Annotated in this window: 17 protein-coding genes; 6 read left to right on the top strand and 11 right to left on the bottom strand. The window is 38.2% G+C overall.

Annotated elements, in window-relative coordinates; all coding sequences use genetic code 11:
- Positions 1-802: 802 nt before the first annotated feature.
- Positions 803-1,021 (bottom strand): hypothetical protein, encoded by a 219-nt coding sequence (locus tag ACIQXP_RS23145; protein ID WP_090983263.1) that lies wholly within the window; start codon positions 1,019-1,021, stop codon positions 803-805.
- Between the two features lie 57 nt (positions 1,022-1,078).
- Positions 1,079-1,843, bottom strand: a complete 765-nt coding sequence (locus tag ACIQXP_RS23140; RefSeq protein WP_387508141.1) for a 5'-nucleotidase, lipoprotein e(P4) family — start codon at positions 1,841-1,843, stop codon at positions 1,079-1,081.
- 194 nt (positions 1,844-2,037) lie between these two features.
- On the opposite strand from ACIQXP_RS23140, the gene ACIQXP_RS23135 reads away from it, so the two are divergent.
- Positions 2,038-2,742, top strand: a complete 705-nt coding sequence (locus ACIQXP_RS23135; RefSeq protein WP_387508139.1) for a hypothetical protein — start codon at positions 2,038-2,040, stop codon at positions 2,740-2,742.
- Positions 2,743-2,800: 58 nt separating this feature from the next.
- Here ACIQXP_RS23135 and ACIQXP_RS23130 read toward each other — a convergent pair whose 3' ends face one another.
- From ACIQXP_RS23130 to ACIQXP_RS23090, 9 genes are all read right to left on the bottom strand, one after another.
- The gene (locus tag ACIQXP_RS23130) at positions 2,801-3,928 is read right to left on the bottom strand and encodes an ATP-binding protein (RefSeq protein WP_387508137.1); all 1,128 of its coding nucleotides are present in this window, start codon (positions 3,926-3,928) and stop codon (positions 2,801-2,803) included.
- A gap of 200 nt (positions 3,929-4,128) precedes the next feature.
- The gene (atpG, locus tag ACIQXP_RS23125) at positions 4,129-5,022 is read right to left on the bottom strand and encodes an ATP synthase F1 subunit gamma (protein WP_293745191.1); all 894 of its coding nucleotides are present in this window, start codon (positions 5,020-5,022) and stop codon (positions 4,129-4,131) included.
- 85 nt (positions 5,023-5,107) lie between these two features.
- Entirely contained in the window at positions 5,108-6,682 is a 1,575-nt protein-coding gene (gene atpA, locus ACIQXP_RS23120) for a F0F1 ATP synthase subunit alpha (protein ID WP_184465557.1), read from the bottom strand.
- Positions 6,683-6,876: 194 nt separating this feature from the next.
- Positions 6,877-7,416, bottom strand: coding sequence for an ATP synthase F1 subunit delta (atpH, locus tag ACIQXP_RS23115; protein WP_293745192.1), 540 nt, complete (start codon positions 7,414-7,416; stop codon positions 6,877-6,879).
- Positions 7,417-7,533: 117 nt separating this feature from the next.
- A complete protein-coding gene (locus tag ACIQXP_RS23110; protein ID WP_090983248.1) occupies positions 7,534-8,028 on the bottom strand; it encodes a F0F1 ATP synthase subunit B in 495 nt (164 codons plus the stop codon).
- An 89-nt stretch (positions 8,029-8,117) separates the two neighbouring features.
- Entirely contained in the window at positions 8,118-8,330 is a 213-nt protein-coding gene (gene atpE / locus ACIQXP_RS23105; protein WP_025144011.1) for an ATP synthase F0 subunit C, read from the bottom strand.
- A gap of 42 nt (positions 8,331-8,372) precedes the next feature.
- Positions 8,373-9,506 carry a F0F1 ATP synthase subunit A gene (gene atpB, locus ACIQXP_RS23100; RefSeq protein WP_387508133.1) on the bottom strand — a complete coding sequence of 378 codons (1,134 nt, stop codon included), beginning with the start codon at positions 9,504-9,506 and terminating at the stop codon, positions 8,373-8,375.
- Between the two features lie 14 nt (positions 9,507-9,520).
- The gene (locus ACIQXP_RS23095) at positions 9,521-9,910 is read right to left on the bottom strand and encodes a hypothetical protein (protein ID WP_293745195.1); all 390 of its coding nucleotides are present in this window, start codon (positions 9,908-9,910) and stop codon (positions 9,521-9,523) included.
- A 327-nt stretch (positions 9,911-10,237) separates the two neighbouring features.
- On the bottom strand, positions 10,238-10,462 hold the full coding sequence (locus ACIQXP_RS23090; RefSeq protein ID WP_293745196.1) for an AtpZ/AtpI family protein: 225 nt from the start codon (positions 10,460-10,462) through the stop codon (positions 10,238-10,240).
- Positions 10,463-10,571: 109 nt separating this feature from the next.
- Between ACIQXP_RS23090 and porW the strand changes: the two genes are divergently transcribed.
- The 5 genes from porW (at position 10,572) to ACIQXP_RS23065 (ending at position 19,619) form a co-directional block, all read left to right on the top strand.
- Positions 10,572-13,334 (top strand): type IX secretion system periplasmic lipoprotein PorW/SprE, encoded by a 2,763-nt coding sequence (porW, locus tag ACIQXP_RS23085; RefSeq protein ID WP_387508131.1) that lies wholly within the window; start codon positions 10,572-10,574, stop codon positions 13,332-13,334.
- Between the two features lie 136 nt (positions 13,335-13,470).
- On the top strand, positions 13,471-15,690 hold the full coding sequence (locus ACIQXP_RS23080) for a transglycosylase domain-containing protein (RefSeq protein ID WP_387508129.1): 2,220 nt from the start codon (positions 13,471-13,473) through the stop codon (positions 15,688-15,690).
- 191 nt (positions 15,691-15,881) lie between these two features.
- Positions 15,882-17,684 (top strand): excinuclease ABC subunit UvrC, encoded by a 1,803-nt coding sequence (uvrC, locus tag ACIQXP_RS23075; protein WP_387508127.1) that lies wholly within the window; start codon positions 15,882-15,884, stop codon positions 17,682-17,684.
- 128 nt (positions 17,685-17,812) lie between these two features.
- On the top strand, positions 17,813-18,211 hold the full coding sequence (locus ACIQXP_RS23070) for a nuclease A inhibitor family protein (RefSeq protein ID WP_387508125.1): 399 nt from the start codon (positions 17,813-17,815) through the stop codon (positions 18,209-18,211).
- 34 nt (positions 18,212-18,245) lie between these two features.
- Positions 18,246-19,619 carry a DNA/RNA non-specific endonuclease gene (locus ACIQXP_RS23065; protein WP_387508123.1) on the top strand — a complete coding sequence of 458 codons (1,374 nt, stop codon included), beginning with the start codon at positions 18,246-18,248 and terminating at the stop codon, positions 19,617-19,619.
- Positions 19,620-20,009: the final 390 nt, after the last annotated feature.

The following is a 20,009-nucleotide window of genomic DNA, read 5'->3' as shown; positions in this document are numbered from 1 at the left end:
AACATATTTTATTGAGTGTAGAAAAATCTGCCCAGGTAATTTAAACCTGACAGGAACCGGCATCAACGCAGTAAAGTAAAGCGGATGGCAGGACTTTCGCAACCGCTAGCCACAGGAACCTGCTTTTCAAAAAAAGAAGATTGTATTTCAGTAACATTACTGTTGATGCCTGAAACTATGCATTATTTTTTGGAAAGCAAATGCAGAAGCAGTTGGGTTGTAGCAGTCCCGCCTTTTGCTTTAGCCTTGATGCTAATTTAGTGCCGATCCATCGGTAAAGAATCAGGGGCTGCCGCTGCAGTCGGGTTTAGGATAGAAAGGTTTACCTAAGTAATTTAAACCTGACAGGAGCAGGCACGAACGCAGTAAAGTAAAGCGGATGGCAGGGCTTTCGGAACCGATAGCCACAGGAACCTGCTTTTCAAAAAAAGAAGATTGTATTTTAGTAACCTTACTGTTGATGCCTGAAACTATGCGTTATTTTTTGGAAAGCAAATGCAGAAGCAGTTGGGTTATAGCAGTCCCGCCTTTTGCTTTAGCCCTGATGCTAATTTAGTGCCGATTCATCGGTAAAGAATCAGGGGCTGCCGCGGCAGTCGGGTTTGGCATAGAAAGGTTTACCTAAGTAATTTAAACCTGACAGGAGCAGGCACGAACGCAGTGAAGTAAAGCGGATGGCAGGGCTTTCGGAACCGATAGCCACAGGAACCTGCTTTTCAAAAAAAGAACACTACTTTATTTAATAACAAAAAAGCCGATTATGAATGAACATAACCGGCTTTATATTTTGATAATAGTACGCTTATGCGTCTAATATTTTGAATACACCTTTAATGGCAATAATTGCACCGATGAACAAAACAATCCAGGATGCCAAAGATACTTGCCAAGAATCGTAAGCGAAACGCGCATAAGTACCCACTATGCAAACCAGTACCCCAAAAATCATTAATTTATAAATTCCGGGCTGGTTAGCCGTTTTCATACTTTCTGTATTGTGCTTTAATTCGTTGTTCTCCATAATGTTTATTTTTATGATGCAGCAAAAGTAATACTTATTGCTGAATATTTATAAAACTTAGTAACTTTTTAATCGTTCTAATCTTTGCTTTGCTTTATCCTTATCGCTTAGTTTTTCTCCCTGATACAAAGGCTTTTCCCAATCCCCGTACATTGGGTTCGGCAACATAATATATTTTGTTCCAAATAGGTTCTGGCTGGCGTTTACCTGCTCGAAGGTATTTTTATTTTCGCGATAAAAAATGTTGCTGAAATCACTTAAATTGTCGCCACATAACAATAAAATGTGGTGTGTTTCGCTAATCTGTTGGCGCCTTGGTTCTTTATTTGAAGTTCCTTTCGAAACCACTAAATGCGCATCATCAGCATAAGGGAAACCAAAGTGCTGCAGGTTTTTTAAGGTAGCTGCATAATCTTTTTCATCGCGGTTACTCACATAAAAGGTTTCGATATTTTTTGATGCGGCAAACTTTAAAAAAGCCAATGCACCCGGAACCGTATCGGCCTGTGCCAGGTTGGTCCATTCGGTCCAGTCTGCAGGCACATAACTTAGTCCCTTTTTAATTTCATGGCCCTGAAAAGCGGAATTATCCAGAACTGTTTCATCAATATCAACAATCACACAGTTTGGCTTTTTACTTGTATCCGCCCATAGTGCTTCTTTTAATGATAAACGAGCAAAGTTATAAGCCTGGAAACATAGCGCACGGTACTCACCCGAAGTTTGTTGCCAAAGTACCGCATTGGTATAGTCTCTTGCAGGATTTTGAGCTTTGACAAGCACCGGGAGAGTTAATAAAATAATGATGATGTATTTTTTCATAACCTGATATTGGGCTACAAAGATATTAAAAGCCGATAATTAACCCGACCAAAAAAAACTATAAACTTTGAGGCAAATACATTTCCGTGATAGGATAACTACCAACCTTAGCCATCAGAATAATTTTACTATCAATTAAGTTTTTAGTTATAAAAATAACTATTTTCGGCCACACACAATTAAAATCAATTACGATGAAAAACAAACACTTACTAGGGATAGTTATTGCCCTACTTTTCTTTGCGGCCTGTAAGAAGAACAATCCGATTATTGAACCTCCGGTAACTGAAAAAGAAGATCCCTTAGAATATGCTCACGACAGCATTTCTTATAGTATTGATGGGATCACTTATAAGCTATCTCAATATTCCAGTTTCTACAGAGCCAGTAATAGACAACCGTATTCAAAAGTAGATTCAATTGTCGGCAATGCTTATTATATATCTGGCATTAAAGATTCAGTTTTATACTCACGGAATTATGGAATATATACAAATGGAAAAACAGTCGATGTAATATTTATTAAAACTTATAAAAAAGCATCGATGATACAATCACTGATTTTGAGGCCAAAAGATGTTATGGATTTATTTACAATCGGGACAAGAAATTATGCGCTGGACTATGGTAGGGATAATATACAAAATGGTGTTGCAATAAGCCTATCTGATGGATATAAAACATATGGTTCAGACGATTTTCGAAGACCTCCACAATTAAGCTCTGATGCTCAAAAGAATTCAAAATTTGAAATCACAAGTTTAAAGAAATTAAAATCGGGCACATATATTTTAGAAGCTAAATTTAATGCAATGGTTTACAATGAAAAGAATGTGAGTAAAAAATTAGAAAACGGATATTTGAGATTAGCTATGGGTAAATATGACTCAATCTTATAAATAACTAAGATACCCGTTCCAATTTAAGAATGGGTATCTTAATTTTATCGACAACCGATCAACTGTTCAAAAAAATCCCCCTGTCAACTTTCGATATTAACAATGTTTCTGTATCAGGGTAAGCATGTGTAAAGGTAAGCGGGATTTTATTTTTTCCCCTTTCGCTCCATTTAAACTCGACAGCCAAAAATTTTTCTTTAGTTTTTTCTATATAATCTATTTCCTGTTGTTGTGTGGTACGCCAGAAGAAGCATTCAGCCTCTACCTGGTTCTGATGCAGAAACTTCATCCTTTCAGCAATCATATAATTTTCAAACAGCGCGCCAACGTCATTCCTATTGGCTAAGGGATTGAAATTTCGGGTAATGGCATTCACAATACCCGTATCGTAAAAATAGATTTTCTTATTTTTTTTAATCTCATTGCGCACATTGCCAGCAAAAGCAGGTAAACTAAACACCACAAACGATTTTTCGAGCAGACTGATGTACTTATCAACTGTTTTCTGATCAGCCTTTACCAGTTGTGCCAGTTCAGAAAAGTTAACTTCGCTACCCATCTGTAGTGCCAAAGCCTTCACAATTTTTTCGAACAATAAAGGTTTTTTAACATCTTCTAAAGTGAAAAGATCCTTATAGAGATAACTGTCTGCAAGTAACTTTAAATGTTCTTCTGCATGTTGTGGATCGTTGATGATTTCGGGATAGGAACCATAAATTAAACGTTGTTCCAATGACCTTTCTTCAGTAATAAAATCAGTATCATGTACCAGTTCGGCATAAGAGAAGGGCAAAAGCATCATTTCATACTTACGCCCTGTTAAAGGCTCATTTATTTTTCCTGAAAGCTCAAAAGCTGATGAACCTGTTGCAATCACCTGAACATTTTTAAACCGATCTACAATGATTTTAATCAGTAACCCTACATCATTTATCCTTTGTGCCTCATCAATAAACAGAACTTCATAATCACCAAGCATTTGGCTAATTTGTATAGCATTCGGTTTAGCTAATGTTTCTCTTACATCAGCATCATCTCCATTGAGGTACAGGGTCTTTTTATCAACCTTTGCCAATAACTGTTCAACAAAAGTAGTTTTTCCGGTCTGCCTTGGACCAAAGATGATAAAGGCTTTTCCTTTAAAAAGCCTGGCAAACGCATAATCCAACTGTTTACGAACAATCATAATAAAAAATTCCCACACAAAAGTATAATAATTTTGGATTACAATCCATAGAAAACATAATAATTTTGGATTACAATCCATAAAAATTATAATAATTCTGGATTAAAAGTTTAAAAAACATTAAAAAAGCCCATTTCAATTAAGAAATAGGCTTTATAATTTTTTGGCTGAGGACTAAAGACTTCCGACCTTAGACTGACTTATCCGTTCAATGCTGCTGCACCGCTTACAATCTCGGTTAACTCAGTTGTAATTGCTGCCTGACGTGCCTGGTTGTATGAAAGTTTTAAAGCTTTTAATAACTCACCTGCATTTTCAGTTGCCTTATCCATTGATGTCATACGTGCACCATGTTCAGAAGCATGTGAATCCAATACTGCTTTGTACAACTGGATTTTAATAGATTTAGGAATCAATTGTTCTACAATTTCTTCTTGAGAAGGCTCTAAGATATAATCAACGTTAGTTGTTTTCTTATCTACTTTTGTTTCAGTTACAGATTCAGCTTTAGGCAAAGGCAATAACTGTTCAGTAGTAATAAACTGAACTGCTGCATTTCTAAAACGGTTATACACCACTTCTACTTTATCAAAGTCGCCTTTAATAAAACCAGCCATAATCGTGTCAGTAATTTTGGTTACATTTTCAAATGTTAAGGCCGAAAATATCTCGTTATTGTTACCGATAACGTTGTACTTGCGTTTCTCGTAGAAATCCTGAGTTTTCTTACCGATGGAAATAATGCTCACATTACCGTTTTTCAACTGTTCGCTGTATTTCTCAGCAATTAAATTATTGGCCGCTTTAATTACGTTCATGTTAAAAGCCCCGGCCAAACCACGGTTTGATGAAACAGTAACAATTAAAACCTTATTGGGCTCACGTTCCTGAATAAAAGGTGATGAAGAGCCTTCCAAACTTGCCGATAGATTACCTAAAATCTCTTTCAGTTTGGTTGCATAAGGACGTAAAGCGATAATTGCATTGGTAGCACGTTTCAACTTGGCTGCCGAAACCATTTTCATAGCTTTGGTAATCTGCTGTGTTGACTGTACCGATGCAATCCGGTTTCTTACTTCTTTTAAATTAGCCATTCTCTATTAGATGTGAGATGTGAGATGTAAGATGTGAGACATTAAGTCCCCATCTCAAATCTCAAATCTCATGTCTCAAATCTTATTAATATTTACTTGAAATCTCTTTTGCTACTGTATCTAAAACACCAGTAATGTTATCATCAAATTTACCAGCTTTTAAAGCCGCTAAAGTTTCAGGATGACGTAATTCCAGTTGAGTTAAGAATTCAGTTTCAAATTCTTTCACTTTGTTAACCGGAACGCTACGCATTAAGTTTTTAGTACCAGCATAAACAATTGCAACCTGTTTCTCTACAGTAAACGGAGAGAACTGCGCTTGTTTCAACATTTCTACGTTACGTGCACCTTTATCCAATACCGATTTAGTTGCAGCGTCCAAGTCAGAACCGAATTTAGAGAAAGCCTCTAATTCACGATATTGAGCCTGATCTAATTTTAAAGTACCTGCTACTTTTTTCATCGATTTAATCTGCGCATTACCACCCACACGTGATACCGAGATACCTACGTTAATTGCCGGACGGATACCAGAGTTGAATAAGTTCGACTCTAAGAAAATCTGACCGTCAGTAATCGAAATTACGTTGGTTGGAATATATGCAGAAACGTCTCCCGCTTGTGTTTCGATAATTGGTAAAGCTGTTAATGAACCACCACCTTTAACGATGTGTTTAATCGATTCTGGCAAATCGTTCATGTTTTTAGCGATATCATCGTTAGCGTTGATTTTCGCAGCTCTTTCCAATAAACGGCTGTGCAAGTAAAAAACGTCACCTGGATACGCCTCACGGCCCGGTGGACGACGAAGTAATAAAGATACCTCACGATAAGCTACCGCTTGTTTCGATAAATCATCATAAACAATTAATGCTGGTTTACCTGTATCACGGAAAAACTCACCAATTGCAGCACCTGCAAACGGAGCATAGAACTGCATTGGAGCAGGATCTGCAGCAGAAGCAGCAACCACAACAGTATATGGTAAAGCGCCGTTTTCTTCCAATGTACGTACAATGTTGGCAACGGTAGAGTTTTTCTGACCGATAGCTACATAAATACAAAACACAGGCTGGCCTGCTTCATAAAATTCTTTTTGGTTGATAATGGTGTCAATACAAACAGCAGTTTTACCAATCTGACGGTCGCCAATAACCAACTCACGTTGACCACGACCAATTGGAATCATTGCATCGATTGCTTTAATACCAGTTTGTAAAGGCTCGTTTACCGGCTGACGATAAATTACACCTGGTGCTTTACGCTCTAAAGGCATTTCGTAGGTTTCACCCAGGATCGGACCTTTACCATCTAAAGGCTCACCTAAAGTATTCACTACGCGGCCAAGCATACCTTCACCAACTTTAATAGAGGCAATTTTCTTGGTACGTTTAATGGTATCACCTTCTTTGATCTCGTCAGAAGCACCCAAAAGTACCACACCAACGTTATCTTCTTCAAGGTTTAATACAATACCTTGCAGGCCGTTTGCAAATTCAACCAACTCTCCCGATTGAACTTTAGTTAAACCGTAAACACGGGCAATACCGTCGCCCACTTGCAACACGGTACCAACTTCTTCCAGTTCGGTTTCTGATTTGAAGCCCGCCAATTGCTGTCTGATAATTGCCGATACTTCGTCTGGTCTTACCTCTACCATAATTTTACTTTATATCTTTTTATAAATGTTTAGTGCTTAGCGCATGGCGCCTGGCATTTATTCGCCATCCGCTTATCGCAATATTTTTGTTTGGCGCCATGCGTTTGGCGTTCTATCGCCTTACCCTCACGCTTCACTATGTCTTTTGGGAATTTGCAAATTAACGCTAAACGCCCTACGCAAAACGCTATCCGCTATTGCGCAAATTCTTTTTTAAGTTTACTTAAACCGCTGGCAATACTGGCATCGAATTGCTTATCTCCAACTTTTAATATAAAACCACCAATCAGTTTCTCGTTAATTTTTTCGTTAACTATAACCTGGTTGGCGCCTAATTCTTTTTTTACAATCGTTATAATCTGCTCTTTGGCCTCAGGACTTAAAGCAGCTGCAGTAGTCACATCAGCAGTAACAATACCTTTAATTAAATTATATTGTTGTATAAACTGTTTTGCCGTTGCAAATAAAATCGCCGAACGACCTTTGCTTACCACAACCTTGAAAAAAGAGATGGTTAGTTTGCTTACTTTATCCGTAAAAATTCCGTTTAAAATACCAGTTTTCTTATCTAAAGGTACAATCGGGTTTTTTAATATTGCTTCTAGTTCAGGGGTTTCATCAACCACTTTTTCAAACAAAACCATATCATTATAAGCTGATTCTAACGCGTTGTTTTCAACGGCTAGGTCTATTAATGATTTGGCATATCTGCCTGCAACTTTAATTTCTGACATATATTTAGGTGTGAGATGGAAGATGTGAGATGTGAGATGTGAGATTGAGTATTCAGAGTAATCTCCTCTCTCATATCTAATGTCTCAAGTCTAGTATCTCCTATCTATTTTCTCAAACTAGTTTAATTCAACGTCTTTTAACAAGTTAGCTACTAAAGCTTCCTGTTTGGTTTTATCATCTAACTGCGTACGTAGTACACGTTCAGCAATTTCTAATGATAAAGTGGAAACCTGGTCTTTAACTTCAGCTAAAGCAGCTTTCTTTTGGTTTTCAATCTCGATTTTAGCTTTCTCGATCAATTTAGCACCTTCAACCTGAGCCTGTTTTTTAGCCTCATTTAAGATACTATCTTTTAAGGTTTTAGCTTCCTTTAAAATCTCATCACGCTCCGCACGGGCCTGCTGCATCAAATCCTGATTCTGGCTGGTTAAACGGGCCATTTCCTGTTTAGCCAATTCAGCTTTGTTTAAAGCTTCATCAATGCTTTGCTCACGCTCGTGAATTGCACCTAAAATAGGTTTCCATGCAAATTTTCTAAGTAAGATCAGTAAGCAGATGAATGCTAACGATGTCCAAAAAACCAATCCTATGCTTGGGGTTACTAATTCCATTTTTATCTAATTTTTAAAAACAATCTTTTTAATAAGGCGGGGTAAATAACCAATCGTTAAATACCCAGCCTAATTTTTTTCAGTGCTTATTAACCGTTTAAGCCTAATAATGCAACTACCACACCGAATAAAGCAGCACCCTCAATAAGGGCAGCAGCGATAATCATTGCAGTCTGAATTTTTGATGCAGCTTCTGGTTGACGAGCAATACCTTCCATTGCTTTACCACCTACTTGACCGATACCGATACCTGCACCGATTACTGCTAAACCGGCACCGATTGCCGCGATTGAACCTACCATAACTAATTTAATTTATATTAATTTGTAAAAAATAGTTTTCTGTTAATGATGTTCTTCTACTGCCATGCCAATAAACAGGGCAGTTAATAAGGTAAAAATAAAGGCCTGTAAAAATGCCACCAATAATTCCAACACATCCATAAACAATACGAACGCAACTGAAACCGGGGCAATAGCCAGTGTTTCGAAAATAAAGATTAAGGAAATTAAACTTAATACGATAATGTGACCAGCTGTAATGTTTGCAAACAAACGCACCATCAAAGCGAAAGGCTTAGAAATGATACCGATCAATTCCACAGGGATCATAATCGGATATAACCAAAAAGGAACATCCGGTCTGAAAATGTGTTTCCAATAATATTTATTACCATTGATGTTAACGATAATCAAAGTACCTAAAGCCATTACAAAAGTTAGGGCAATATTACCGGTAACGTTGGCACCACCCGGAAAAATCGGAATCAAACCGAATAAGTTATTAAATAGGATAAAGAAAAAAGTAGTCAACAAATAAGGCATAAATTTCGCGTATTTATGACCAATGTTGGGCTTAGCAATATCATCTCTTACAAAAAGAACAACAGGCTCAATAAAAGACTGCAAACCTCTTGGTGCTTTACCGGCACGTTTTTTGTAAGCTCCGGCAACCGAAATAAATACAATAAGGATTACCAAAATCGCCACAAACATGGCCGCAACATTTTTAGTGATCGAAAAATCCAAAACAGATTTACTTGCTTCTTCATCGATTTTTCCGTCAGCACCAACCACTTTCACATGATCTTCTTCTAAACGGTAGTTATTGTATTTACCGTTATAATCATGTTCACCATGGTGAAAATTACCTGAAGAGAAAAACTCTAAACCATTAGGCGTATATAAAATTACCGGAAGAGGCAACGAAGTATGTCCCCAAAGATGCCACACGTGCGAGTCGGCAATGTGTTCCATAATTACTTTGGTAGGCTCAAATTTTTCTTTACCATGATTGGCCTCAGCTCCATGTTCTCCTGAAACAGCATGAGCAGATTCTGCAACAGCACTATCAACAGGTACAACAGCGCTATCAACTTGAGCGAAAGCATCAATTTTGATAGATAAAAACGCGATTAAAAGCGTAAAAACAATAGTTAGCCTTTTAACTTTAGACACAAAAACTCGGTTACAATCCATTTATTGGCAGTTTTTTACTTTAAATTTTGGTGGCGCAAGTTACGTAACAAACAGTAAACTTCAAAGACCGTAAACAATAAATATAAAGAAAAAAAATTAAGCAGAAACATAGCCCCGATTCCCTTTGCTTTTATACTGTAAATCAACACGAAAGCCATACAAAAAATCATTTTCACAGCAATTGATCCCATAATAGCCATCACCCCCACTTCAGGATCGCGTTTTACACCGATATCAACCAACATGTAAGCGATATAAGTAATACCAGCCAAAAAGCCGAACATTACCCAAAAATTGTTTACATAAAGCTGCTTAGCCGGAAACACCAGGGGTAAAACGGCGATCACACCTATTAACAGGCCTACGAAAATAAAATAGATACTGGTAAATTTGGCTAGGGTCAATGTATAATTTCTTAGCAGATAAAACTTTTTGCAAAGATAAGGTTTTTAGTATCAAGTAACTAATGAAGATTGCTTAATTATTATTATTGTTTTATTGCTGAATTGTTTGGTTAACTGGTTACCCTTCGGCAAAGCTCAAGGGGTTAATCGGTTACTAGGGCGAGTGCTTAATAGTAAAGAACTATTGTTAAATTGTTGGATTGTTTTATTGCCAGATTGTAATAAGCTATTGCCTAACAATAAAGCCATCAAGCAATTTAAAAATCCCATAAAGATAAGAGGAATGGAACGGCCAACAATATAGCCATTTAGCAATTTAATAATTAACTAATCCTTGGTAACCTGCCTAATGGCCTGATAAAGTGCAATCCCTACACCGGCCAGGGCAAAAGCTGCAGTAATTAAGTTGGTTTTGCTGTTTCGGTGTTCATCAATTTTATAACCTATAAAAGTAAGCAGGCCTATGGTAGCGATCATTTGGAAACCAATGGCAGAATACTTTGCTGCTGCATTTACCTTTTTCTTTGTATCTTCTCCTCGCTGATTTTCCATTTTTTAATGCAATAATTAAATTAACTTTGAATAATTAAAATTTGTTACCAATTAAAATATTTTTCTATCTATATTGTTTATTATACATTACCTAAGAGATTGATCATACTTGAAAAATTACGCGAACAAAAACTTAAATCCCTTCATTATTCTCATCAGTATTTTTATTTATGGCTGTGTTGCAAATAAAGATACTGCAGTTGACCGTAGGTTTCAGAATTTAACCGCAAAATACAATTATATCTATAACGCCAATGTTTTACTAAGCGAATACAATGAGGGTTTGCTGCAAAGTTATGCGGATAATTACGAAAAGATTCTACCGGTTTACCTTGATCCTGAGCCACAGATAAATTTAGTACTCACACCCGGGGCTGCCAATAAACAGCTTGATGATGTAATTGCCAAAGGACAAACCATTATCAACGATAAAAGTTTCAGTAACTATATCGACGATGCCTACATGCTTCTGGGCAAGGCAAATTACCTTAAAGGGAATTATTTTATCGCATCAGAGTATTTTGATTACACGGCGAAAACTTACAATAGTGACCTGAAGACATTTATCCTCGCTATGAACTGGAAAGCACGTAGCCAAATGGAACTCAACAATATGGTACTGGCCGATAAGATTATCGATACCATGCTGCGCGCGTCTGATGAGTTAAAAAAGGACCTGGCCGAACCCCTGGCCACAGCCGCCCAGATGCGCATTTACCAGAAACGCAATAAAGAAGCCATCTTGTTATTAGAATCGGCCATTGCTTTACCTGCAGAAAAACAGTTACGGATCCGCTGGCGCTTTATATTGGCACAGCTACAGGAAAAAGAAAAAAATATTCAGGATGCTTATGCCAACTTCACAAAAGTTGAAAAAAGCAATGCACCTTTTGAGATGTATTTCCATGCCAATTTAAACCGGATTAAGCTGAAAGCACTATTAAATGGAGAAAAACTTAATAAGGAGCAGCAACTTTTAGCTTTATTGAAAGACGATAAAAACACTGATTATACCGATCAGATTTATTATCAGGTTGGGGAGCTTTTCTCGGCAGATGGAAATTTTATAAAGGCAGAAGAAAACTACCATAAGTCGGTTTTAAAAAGCACCAGAAACCAAATGCAAAAGGCGCTATCTTTTTTAAGAATTGCAGATTTAAACTTTAAAGAATTTAACAACTATGTTAAAGCAAAACTGTACTACGATAGTACTGTGATGATTTTACCTAAAAACTTTCCTGATTACGACAACATTGTTAAAAAGGCAGATAACCTGCAATATTTAACAGACCGGTATACCATTATCGCCAAAGAAGACACCGCTCAGGCTTTTGCCAAACTTCCGGCTGCAGAGCGGGAGGCTAAAGTAAAAGCTTATTTAACACCAAAGGTTGAAGTGCGCGGTACAGAAGGGGTAATGAGCAACCAACTTTTAAATGATCCGGATTTTCCAAACAGAAGCTTAAATACGACAAACAATACTGTTGGCAACACTTTTTATTTCAATAATAATGCAGCAATTAGTAATGGTTTTGCCGATTTTAGAAAAAGGTGGGGAACAAGACAGCTGGAAGATAACTGGCGCCAAAGCATCCGGTCGTCAGCACAGGAAACCAATCAGGTTTTAGCGGGAGGAAAGGTAGCTACCGAAATTATACCTGCAAATGGCCAAACCAACCAAACGACAGCAGATCAAACCTCGCTGGAAAAACAGTTTTTGGATGCTTTACCCACCACACCAGCACTATTGGCATCATCGGATCAAAAAATTATTGATGCCTATTTCGAAATTGCCAGTTTCTACCAACAAGAATTGAATGATAAGCAGGAAGCAAATAAAATATATCTGGAACTGATTAAACGATATCCCGAAAATAATCATTTAGTTGCCATTTACTATAGTTTATATCTCAATTATAAAGGCATTGATGAAGTAAAATCTGAGCAGTATAAGCAATTGGTGCTGACCAAATTCCCAGAATCAAACTTTGCGAAGAATATTTTAGATCCATCGTACTCGGCCAAGCAAACAGAGATGGAAAATATGGCCATTAACAATTACAATGCAACTTTTGATGCTTATGTAAAAAAAGATTATGCCAATGTGGTGAAACAGGCTGATGATAATATCGCGGCTTTCCCTGAAAATGATCTGGCGCCGCAATATGCTTATTTAAAAGCCATCGCTGTTGGACGTACAGCAAAGGTTGATCCGCTACTCACCGAATTTAACCTCATCACCAATCGCTATCCTAACGACAAAATTATTACGCCTTTGGTACGCGATCACTTGAAGTATATTGAGGCCAATCTTGACGAATTTAAACAGCGCCCTGTAGCCCTTGTTGATTTTGACGCAAATACGCCGCGTTTTGTAAGCCAGGCCGCTACAGTTTTAGTCCCAAAAAAACCGCTGGTAGCTGAAAATCCTGTAGCAAAAATAGCTGAACCGACTCCTGTAGCCAAACCAGTTGAGGTTAAGCCAGTTGATCCAACCAAACCTGTTAGTATTTTCAGTACGGCAAAATCAGAAGAATATTATTACGTAATAGACGTAGCCGACGCCACTTTAACCCTAAGTTCATCACGCTTCGGCATTGGTCAGTTTAACCGCGGAAATTATCCGGACAACGATCTGGAACATAAATTGGTCGAGTTGGATAACGATCAGTTGATTTACATTACCAGTTTTATCGATTTAGAGGATGCCAAACTTTACGAATCGAGCATTGCTGGTCAGTTAAAGAATATTATGAAAGTTCCGGCCAACCTGTATAAAGGCTTTATCATCAGTAAAGAAAATTTTGAAAAACTGACAGACAGAACAAGGATTAATGAATACCTGGAGTTTTTAAAAGACAATTACAAGTAAGCGAAAGTAAAAGAGCAAAGCTCAAAAACCAAAGCAGAAGGCATAAACATCAAAGCTTAAATTTGATTCTATAAAAAATTAATAAATTTGCATCCAAAATCACCTATCCCGGTGTTTTGGAAAATAAAAACACAAAATGAACAAATCCCTTTCCCCACAGGATACAAAAAGATACAGTTTACTCATCTGGAAATTATTGATTGGAGGAATTGCCCTATTTGCTATTTTCATTTCGATGATTGGATTTGGGCTATTTGGTGCTTTACCCTCTTTCAGGGACATTGAGCACCCGAAAAGCAATCAGGCATCAGAAATTATTGCCGAAGATGGCCGTCCTTTAGGTACTTATTTTGTGCAAAACAGATCGAATGTTACTTATAAAGATATTTCTGAAAATGTAATCAATGGATTAATTGCAACAGAAGATACCCGTTTTAAAGAACATTCAGGAATAGATTTTAAACGTACCTTTACCATTATCGGTTACAATTTGATCGGCAAAAAACAAGGTGCCAGTACCATTACCCAGCAATTGGCAAAAAATCTTTTTCCACGTGAATCGAACCTTAATTTTTTCTCCCTGGTATTAACGAAATTTAAAGAGTGGATTGTGGCTGTGAAATTGGAGCGCAACTATACCAAAGAAGAAATCATTACCATGTATTTAAATACAGTAGATTTTGGTAACCAGGCTTATGGGATTAAATCTGCGGCAAGGGTTTATTTCAATACCACTCCCGATAAGTTGAATTTAACACAGGCTGCCACCCTGGTGGGCATGCAAAAAGGTATTACCATGTATTCGCCAACACGCCACCCTGAGCGTTCCAGAGAACGTAGAAATACCGTTATGGCCCTCATGGTCAAAGCTGATCTCTTGAGCCAGTCAGAATTTGATCAGCAAAAGGAAAAACCTTTAAACCTGCATTTCAATGCTGCAACCGTTAATGATGGTATTGCACCATACTTCCGTTCGGTATTAAAGAACGATATCAAAAACATTTTCCAGGAGCAATCCATTACCAAGCCTGATGGTACACCGTATGATTTGGACCGAGATGGTTTAAAAATTTATACCACCTTGAATTATGATATGCAAGTATATGCCGAGGAAGCGCAAAAGGAATATATGAAAGTGCTACAAGCGCAGTTTATCGCGAGTTGGAAGGGCAGAAACCCGTTTAAGGATAAAGCTTTACAGATTGAACAGGGAATAAAACGCTCTGATCGCTATAAAGCCTTAAAACTGGAAGGAAAATCGGATGAAGAAATCAAAGATGATTTCAACACCAAAACAGAAATGACCATTTTTACCTGGAAAGGTAATATCGATACGGTAATGAAACCGATCGACTCGGTACGTTATTATAAAATGCTGCTTAGGAATGCCATGATGACCATGGACCCGACCAACGGACATGTGAAAGCATGGGTGGGCGGAATTAATTACGAGCACTTTAAGTACGACCAGGTTAAGATGGGAACGCGCCAGGTAGGTTCAACAGCAAAACCATTTACTTACGCTGTAGCCATAGAAAATGGTTATTCGCCTTGTTATACCGTACCCAACGTTCCGGTAACGATTGAAGGTTACGGTGAACCGTGGACACCCAGAAACTCAGGCAAACCATTACCTGGCAGTATCACCTTACAAAAAGCGTTGGCTTACTCACAAAACTTTGTTACCGCCTATTTGATGAAACAGGTTGGCCCTGTGGCTGTATCTACCCTGGCTACAAAAATGGGTATTCCAAATGTTCCTGCGTTTCCGTCGATTTGTTTGGGCACATTCGATTCTTCTGTTTATAATATGGTAGGTGCTTACGGAGCCTTTGCCAATAAAGGAATTTATACCAAACCCATTTATTTATTAAGAATTGAAGATAAAAACGGTGTGGTATTATTTTCTCAAAAAGAAATACCAAAGCCCATTATGAGCGAAGAAGTGGCTTATGTAATGACACGGATGCTTAAAGGTGTGGTAACCAATGGGACCGGATCCAGATTAAACTATAAATATAAGGTGAATGCACCAATTGGAGCCAAAACCGGTACCACCCAAAACAACTCCGACGGTTGGTTTATGGCCATAACCCCACAACTGGTAACGGGTATATGGACCGGTTGTGAAGACAGGGCTTTCCACTTTATCAGCACTAATCAGGGTGAGGGTGCAAATACTGCTTTACCAATTTTTGCAGGATTTATAAAAAGAGTTTATGCCAATCCGGCTTTAAAAATTAGTCATGCCGATTTCGAGGCGCCAAAATCAGGTGTTTCCATTACTTTTGATTGTAACCAGTATCAGCAACAGGAAGAAGGTACCAGTGAACTGGACGAGAAGTTGGGATTTTAATTCCTCAACTCCTGCGTGAAGGATAGCAGTGGAAATCCTTTTGCTGCAACGTTGAGTGTAGCGAAAACGCAGCAAAAGATTGTAACGAATAGCCTGACCCTTTGCGCAGCTTAGGGGCACGCCCAAATTATAAATACATTAAATCGGGGCATTCAAACTAATTTTTCCACCCGAATCCTATTTTTGTAATCATGAGCAGTTTCGACCATAAAACAGCATTAACCGCAATTCCACATAAACCCGGCGTATACCAGTATTGGGACGCCGATGGAAAGCTCATGTACATTGGTAAAGCAAAAGACCTGCGCAACCGTGTAGGCTCGTATTTTAACAGCGACAGAAACCAGTTTAATGGCAAAACCAGGGTATTGGTTTCCAAGATCCGCAAAATCACCTTTACTATTGTTGATACGGAAATTGATGCCTGGCTATTGGAAAACAGCCTGATCAAAAAACATCAGCCGAAATTTAACATCAATTTAAAAGATGATAAAACTTATCCATGGATTATCGTAAAAAATGAAAATTTCCCACGCATTTACTGGACACGTAAAGTGATTAAGGATGGCTCAACCTATTTCGGTCCTTACGGTTCGATAGGCATGATGCATACCATTTTGGATCTGATTAAAGAAACCTATCCGTTGCGCACCTGTAGTTTGCCCCTAACAGAGAAAAATATAGATGAAGGCAAATTTAAAGTCTGCCTCGAATATCAGATCGGCAACTGCAAAGGACCTTGCCAAAACTACCAGACTGAAGCCGATTATGATAAAAATATTGGCGAGATCAAGGAAATCCTAAACGGTAAAATCGGAAATGTTATCCGCGATGTTAAAGGCGTTATTAAGTCAGCATCAGAAAACCTGAACTTTGAACTTGCGCATCAATACGCGAGGAGATTAGAAGTACTGGAAAAATACCAGAGCAAATCTACCGTAGTAAACAGTGCCATTACCAATGTGGATGTGGTGAGCATTGCTTCAGACGAACGCTATGCCTTTGTGAACTATCTGAAGGTAATGAATGGAACCATTATCCAAACGCAGACCATTGAGGTTAAAAAGCAGCTGGATGAAAGCGACGATGAGATTTTAACACTGGCGATGTTAGAATTCAGAACTAAATTTAACAGCACCTCAAAAGAAATCATTGTTCCATTTGAGCTTTCACTCGAAGATGAGAATTTAAAATTTACCGTTCCAAAACTCGGTGAAAAGAAAAAACTTTTAGAGCTTTCGCAAAAGAATGTACTGTTCTTTAAAAAAGAGAAGCTTAACCAATACGAAAAGTTAAATCCCGATTTACGCACCGATCGGATTTTAACCACCATGCAAAAAGATCTGCGTTTAACGCAGCTTCCAAAACACATTGAATGTTTTGATAATTCTAACTTTCAGGGAAAATATCCGGTTTCAGCAATTGTGGTATTTAAAGATGCCAAACCTTCTAAAAAAGACTACCGCCATTTTAATGTGAAAACGGTTGATGGTCCCAATGATTTTGCCACCATGGAAGAAGCTGTTTTCCGCCGTTACAGGAGAATGTTAGATGAAAACCAGGCTTTGCCTCAGCTCATCATCATTGATGGTGGTAAAGGTCAGCTTTCATCAGCGATGAAGAGTTTGAAGGTATTGGGCATTGAGAACAAGGTAACCGTAATTGGTATTGCCAAGCGATTAGAAGAATTGTTCTATCCCGGAGATTCCTTTCCACTATATTTAGACAAGAAATCCGAAACCTTAAAAGTGATACAGCAACTGCGTGATGAGGCCCACCGTTTCGGCATTACCTTTCACCGCAAGAAACGCGACCAGGGGACACTCAAAACCGAGCTTGAACAAATTGAAGGTATTGGCAAAACAACTGCAGATAAACTGTTAACGCATTTTAAATCGGTTAAAAAGATTAAAGAAGCTACAGAAAAAGAACTTTCAGCAGTACTCAACAAAAAACAGGTAATTACCTTACTTACCCATTTTAACGAAGTATAAATTCATTAGAACAAGAACAGTACAGCTGTAAAATTGTTAACATTTCGTTAATCTACATTGCACAATATTCAAATCCTTTTCTACTAATTTAGGGCTGTTAATACGCTTGTAAAAACATCCCTATTTACATGAATAATGAAATCTTGTCTACCATAAGCAAACTTTTGTTGGGCGTATGGTATTTTACCGAGTCTGAAAGCCCTTTTAAAGCAGCAGATTGGGGCGAAATTACACCTTCAGCACTATTGCAGAAAATTGCTATTCATTATAATGCTGATCCTTCCGATTTAAAACAAATAAATCAAGCTGCATTTTTTGATAGTTTAATATCAAAAGTCGATAAAGCAGATGCAACAATGGTTGAAAATGCAGGCAAAATCGCCACCTGGTACACCTTTTTAAAGCAAAACCTATCCAATATTACAGTGGTCAGAGTAGAAGGCGCCAGCCGGATTCCTGTGCTTATTGCTGGTTATTTACCAGATGGTACCTGTATCGTGATTGAAACTTTTGCTATCGAAACCTAAAACCCCTTATATCCTTTAAATAATCCTAAAAAAAATGAAAGCATTAAAAAAATTAAGCTTATTGGCCGTATTATGCCTTGGCCTTGCTGCCTGTAAAAAAGACAACCCAACGCAGCCGGGCAACAGCCAATTTGAGCAAAAGTTAAACAGTAAAGCAGCTACCGCTGGTACCCAGGCGGTAGTTGCTGGTTTCCCCGAAACATTCGAATCTGGCGGCAAAGGAAGTTACTCAATTGGGTCAGTAACTTTAAATAGCGGAAGCTGGAGCCTGGACGATGCCTTAATTGGAAATCTCGCCGGAGATGCCAAGAATGGCAGTCAATCAGTACGTATCCGTAACACGGGCACACTAAGCATGAATTTCAACGTCGCTGGAGCCGATGTAGTAACGGTGGCTCACGCCAAATATGGTACTGATGCCAATAGTACCTGGCAGCTTTGGTACTCTACCGATAGCGGTTCGAGCTGGCAACAAACTGGTAGTACCATTAGCACCAGCTCAACAACTTTAACTACCGCAACATTCAATGTATCCATTTCTGGAAATGTTCGCTTCCAAATCCGTAAAATAAGTGGAGGTACTGCCCGCATCAATATCGACGATTTTAGTATTTCAACTGGCGACGGTGGAACAACTCCCCCACCAACCACTTCTGGCGATGATAGTAACCTTTTACTGGGTAATCCGAGTAATGCTATTGCCAGCACATCTTCTCCTGAAAATTACCTGATGGATCACACTTATTATACAAGTTCTTACAGTAGAAGCAGGGCTACACCAAACTGGGTGAGCTGGCATATTGGATCGTCTGATTTAGGTTCAAATTCACGTCAGAATGATTTCAGAGCCGATACTGCTTTACCTTCAGGTTGGTACGAGGTATCGAACAGCAGCTATTCCGGTTCAGGTTTCGATCGTGGCCATAACTGCCCATCTGCTGATCGGACTGCTTCCGTAACTTCTAACTCGTCCACATTCTTGATGAGCAACATGATGCCACAGGCACCTAACAATAACCAGGGTCCTTGGGCCGACCTAGAAAATTACATACGCTCATTGGTTACTGCAGGTAACGAAGTTTATATCATTTGTGGTTCTTATGGTTCTGGCGGTACCGGAAGCAACGGTGGCACGACATATACCATTGATAATGGCCGCATTAACGTACCATCAAATACATGGAAAGTTATTGTGGTATTATCAAACGGAAATAATGATTTAAGCAGGATTACATCATCTACGAGAGTAATTGCAGTAAATATGCCCAATACAAATGGTTTAAATACCAACTGGAAAACATTCCGTACCTCGGTTAATTCAATTGAATCTGCCACAGGATATGATCTTTTATCGAATGTACCTACATCAATTCAAAATGTAATAGAAGCTGCTACTGATAACCAGTAGGCTAATTAGTCAAATTTAAAGCGGTAATCCATCGATTTGTATTACCGCTTTTTTATTTCATCTAATCCATATGTATCCTTTATCGTGATCAGATAGATACCCGATGAAATACATTGCAAAGGATAAACTTATATTCTTCTGCCCATTTTATCAATTCAAAAGAAGGTAGCCATTTCGGATAAAGCGCAGTCGCGAATAGTGGGAAAAGCGATCTATATCGAGGTAGATTTCTCGACTCCGCTCGTATTCTAGGTTTATGATACATCCAAATTTATTTTTAAAAAAATATTTCTAAGCTGATCTTAGATATTCTTCAACATATTTTTCCTTTCTCTTTACCAGGGAGAACATTCTAAGGATAAGCTTGAATTTAACATTATTTAGTACTAA

Origin of the sequence: Pedobacter suwonensis (assembly GCF_044762335.1) — a bacterium.
Taxonomy (GTDB): Bacteria; Bacteroidota; Bacteroidia; order Sphingobacteriales; family Sphingobacteriaceae; genus Pedobacter.
This window is presented reverse-complemented; position numbering and strand designations above follow the sequence as displayed.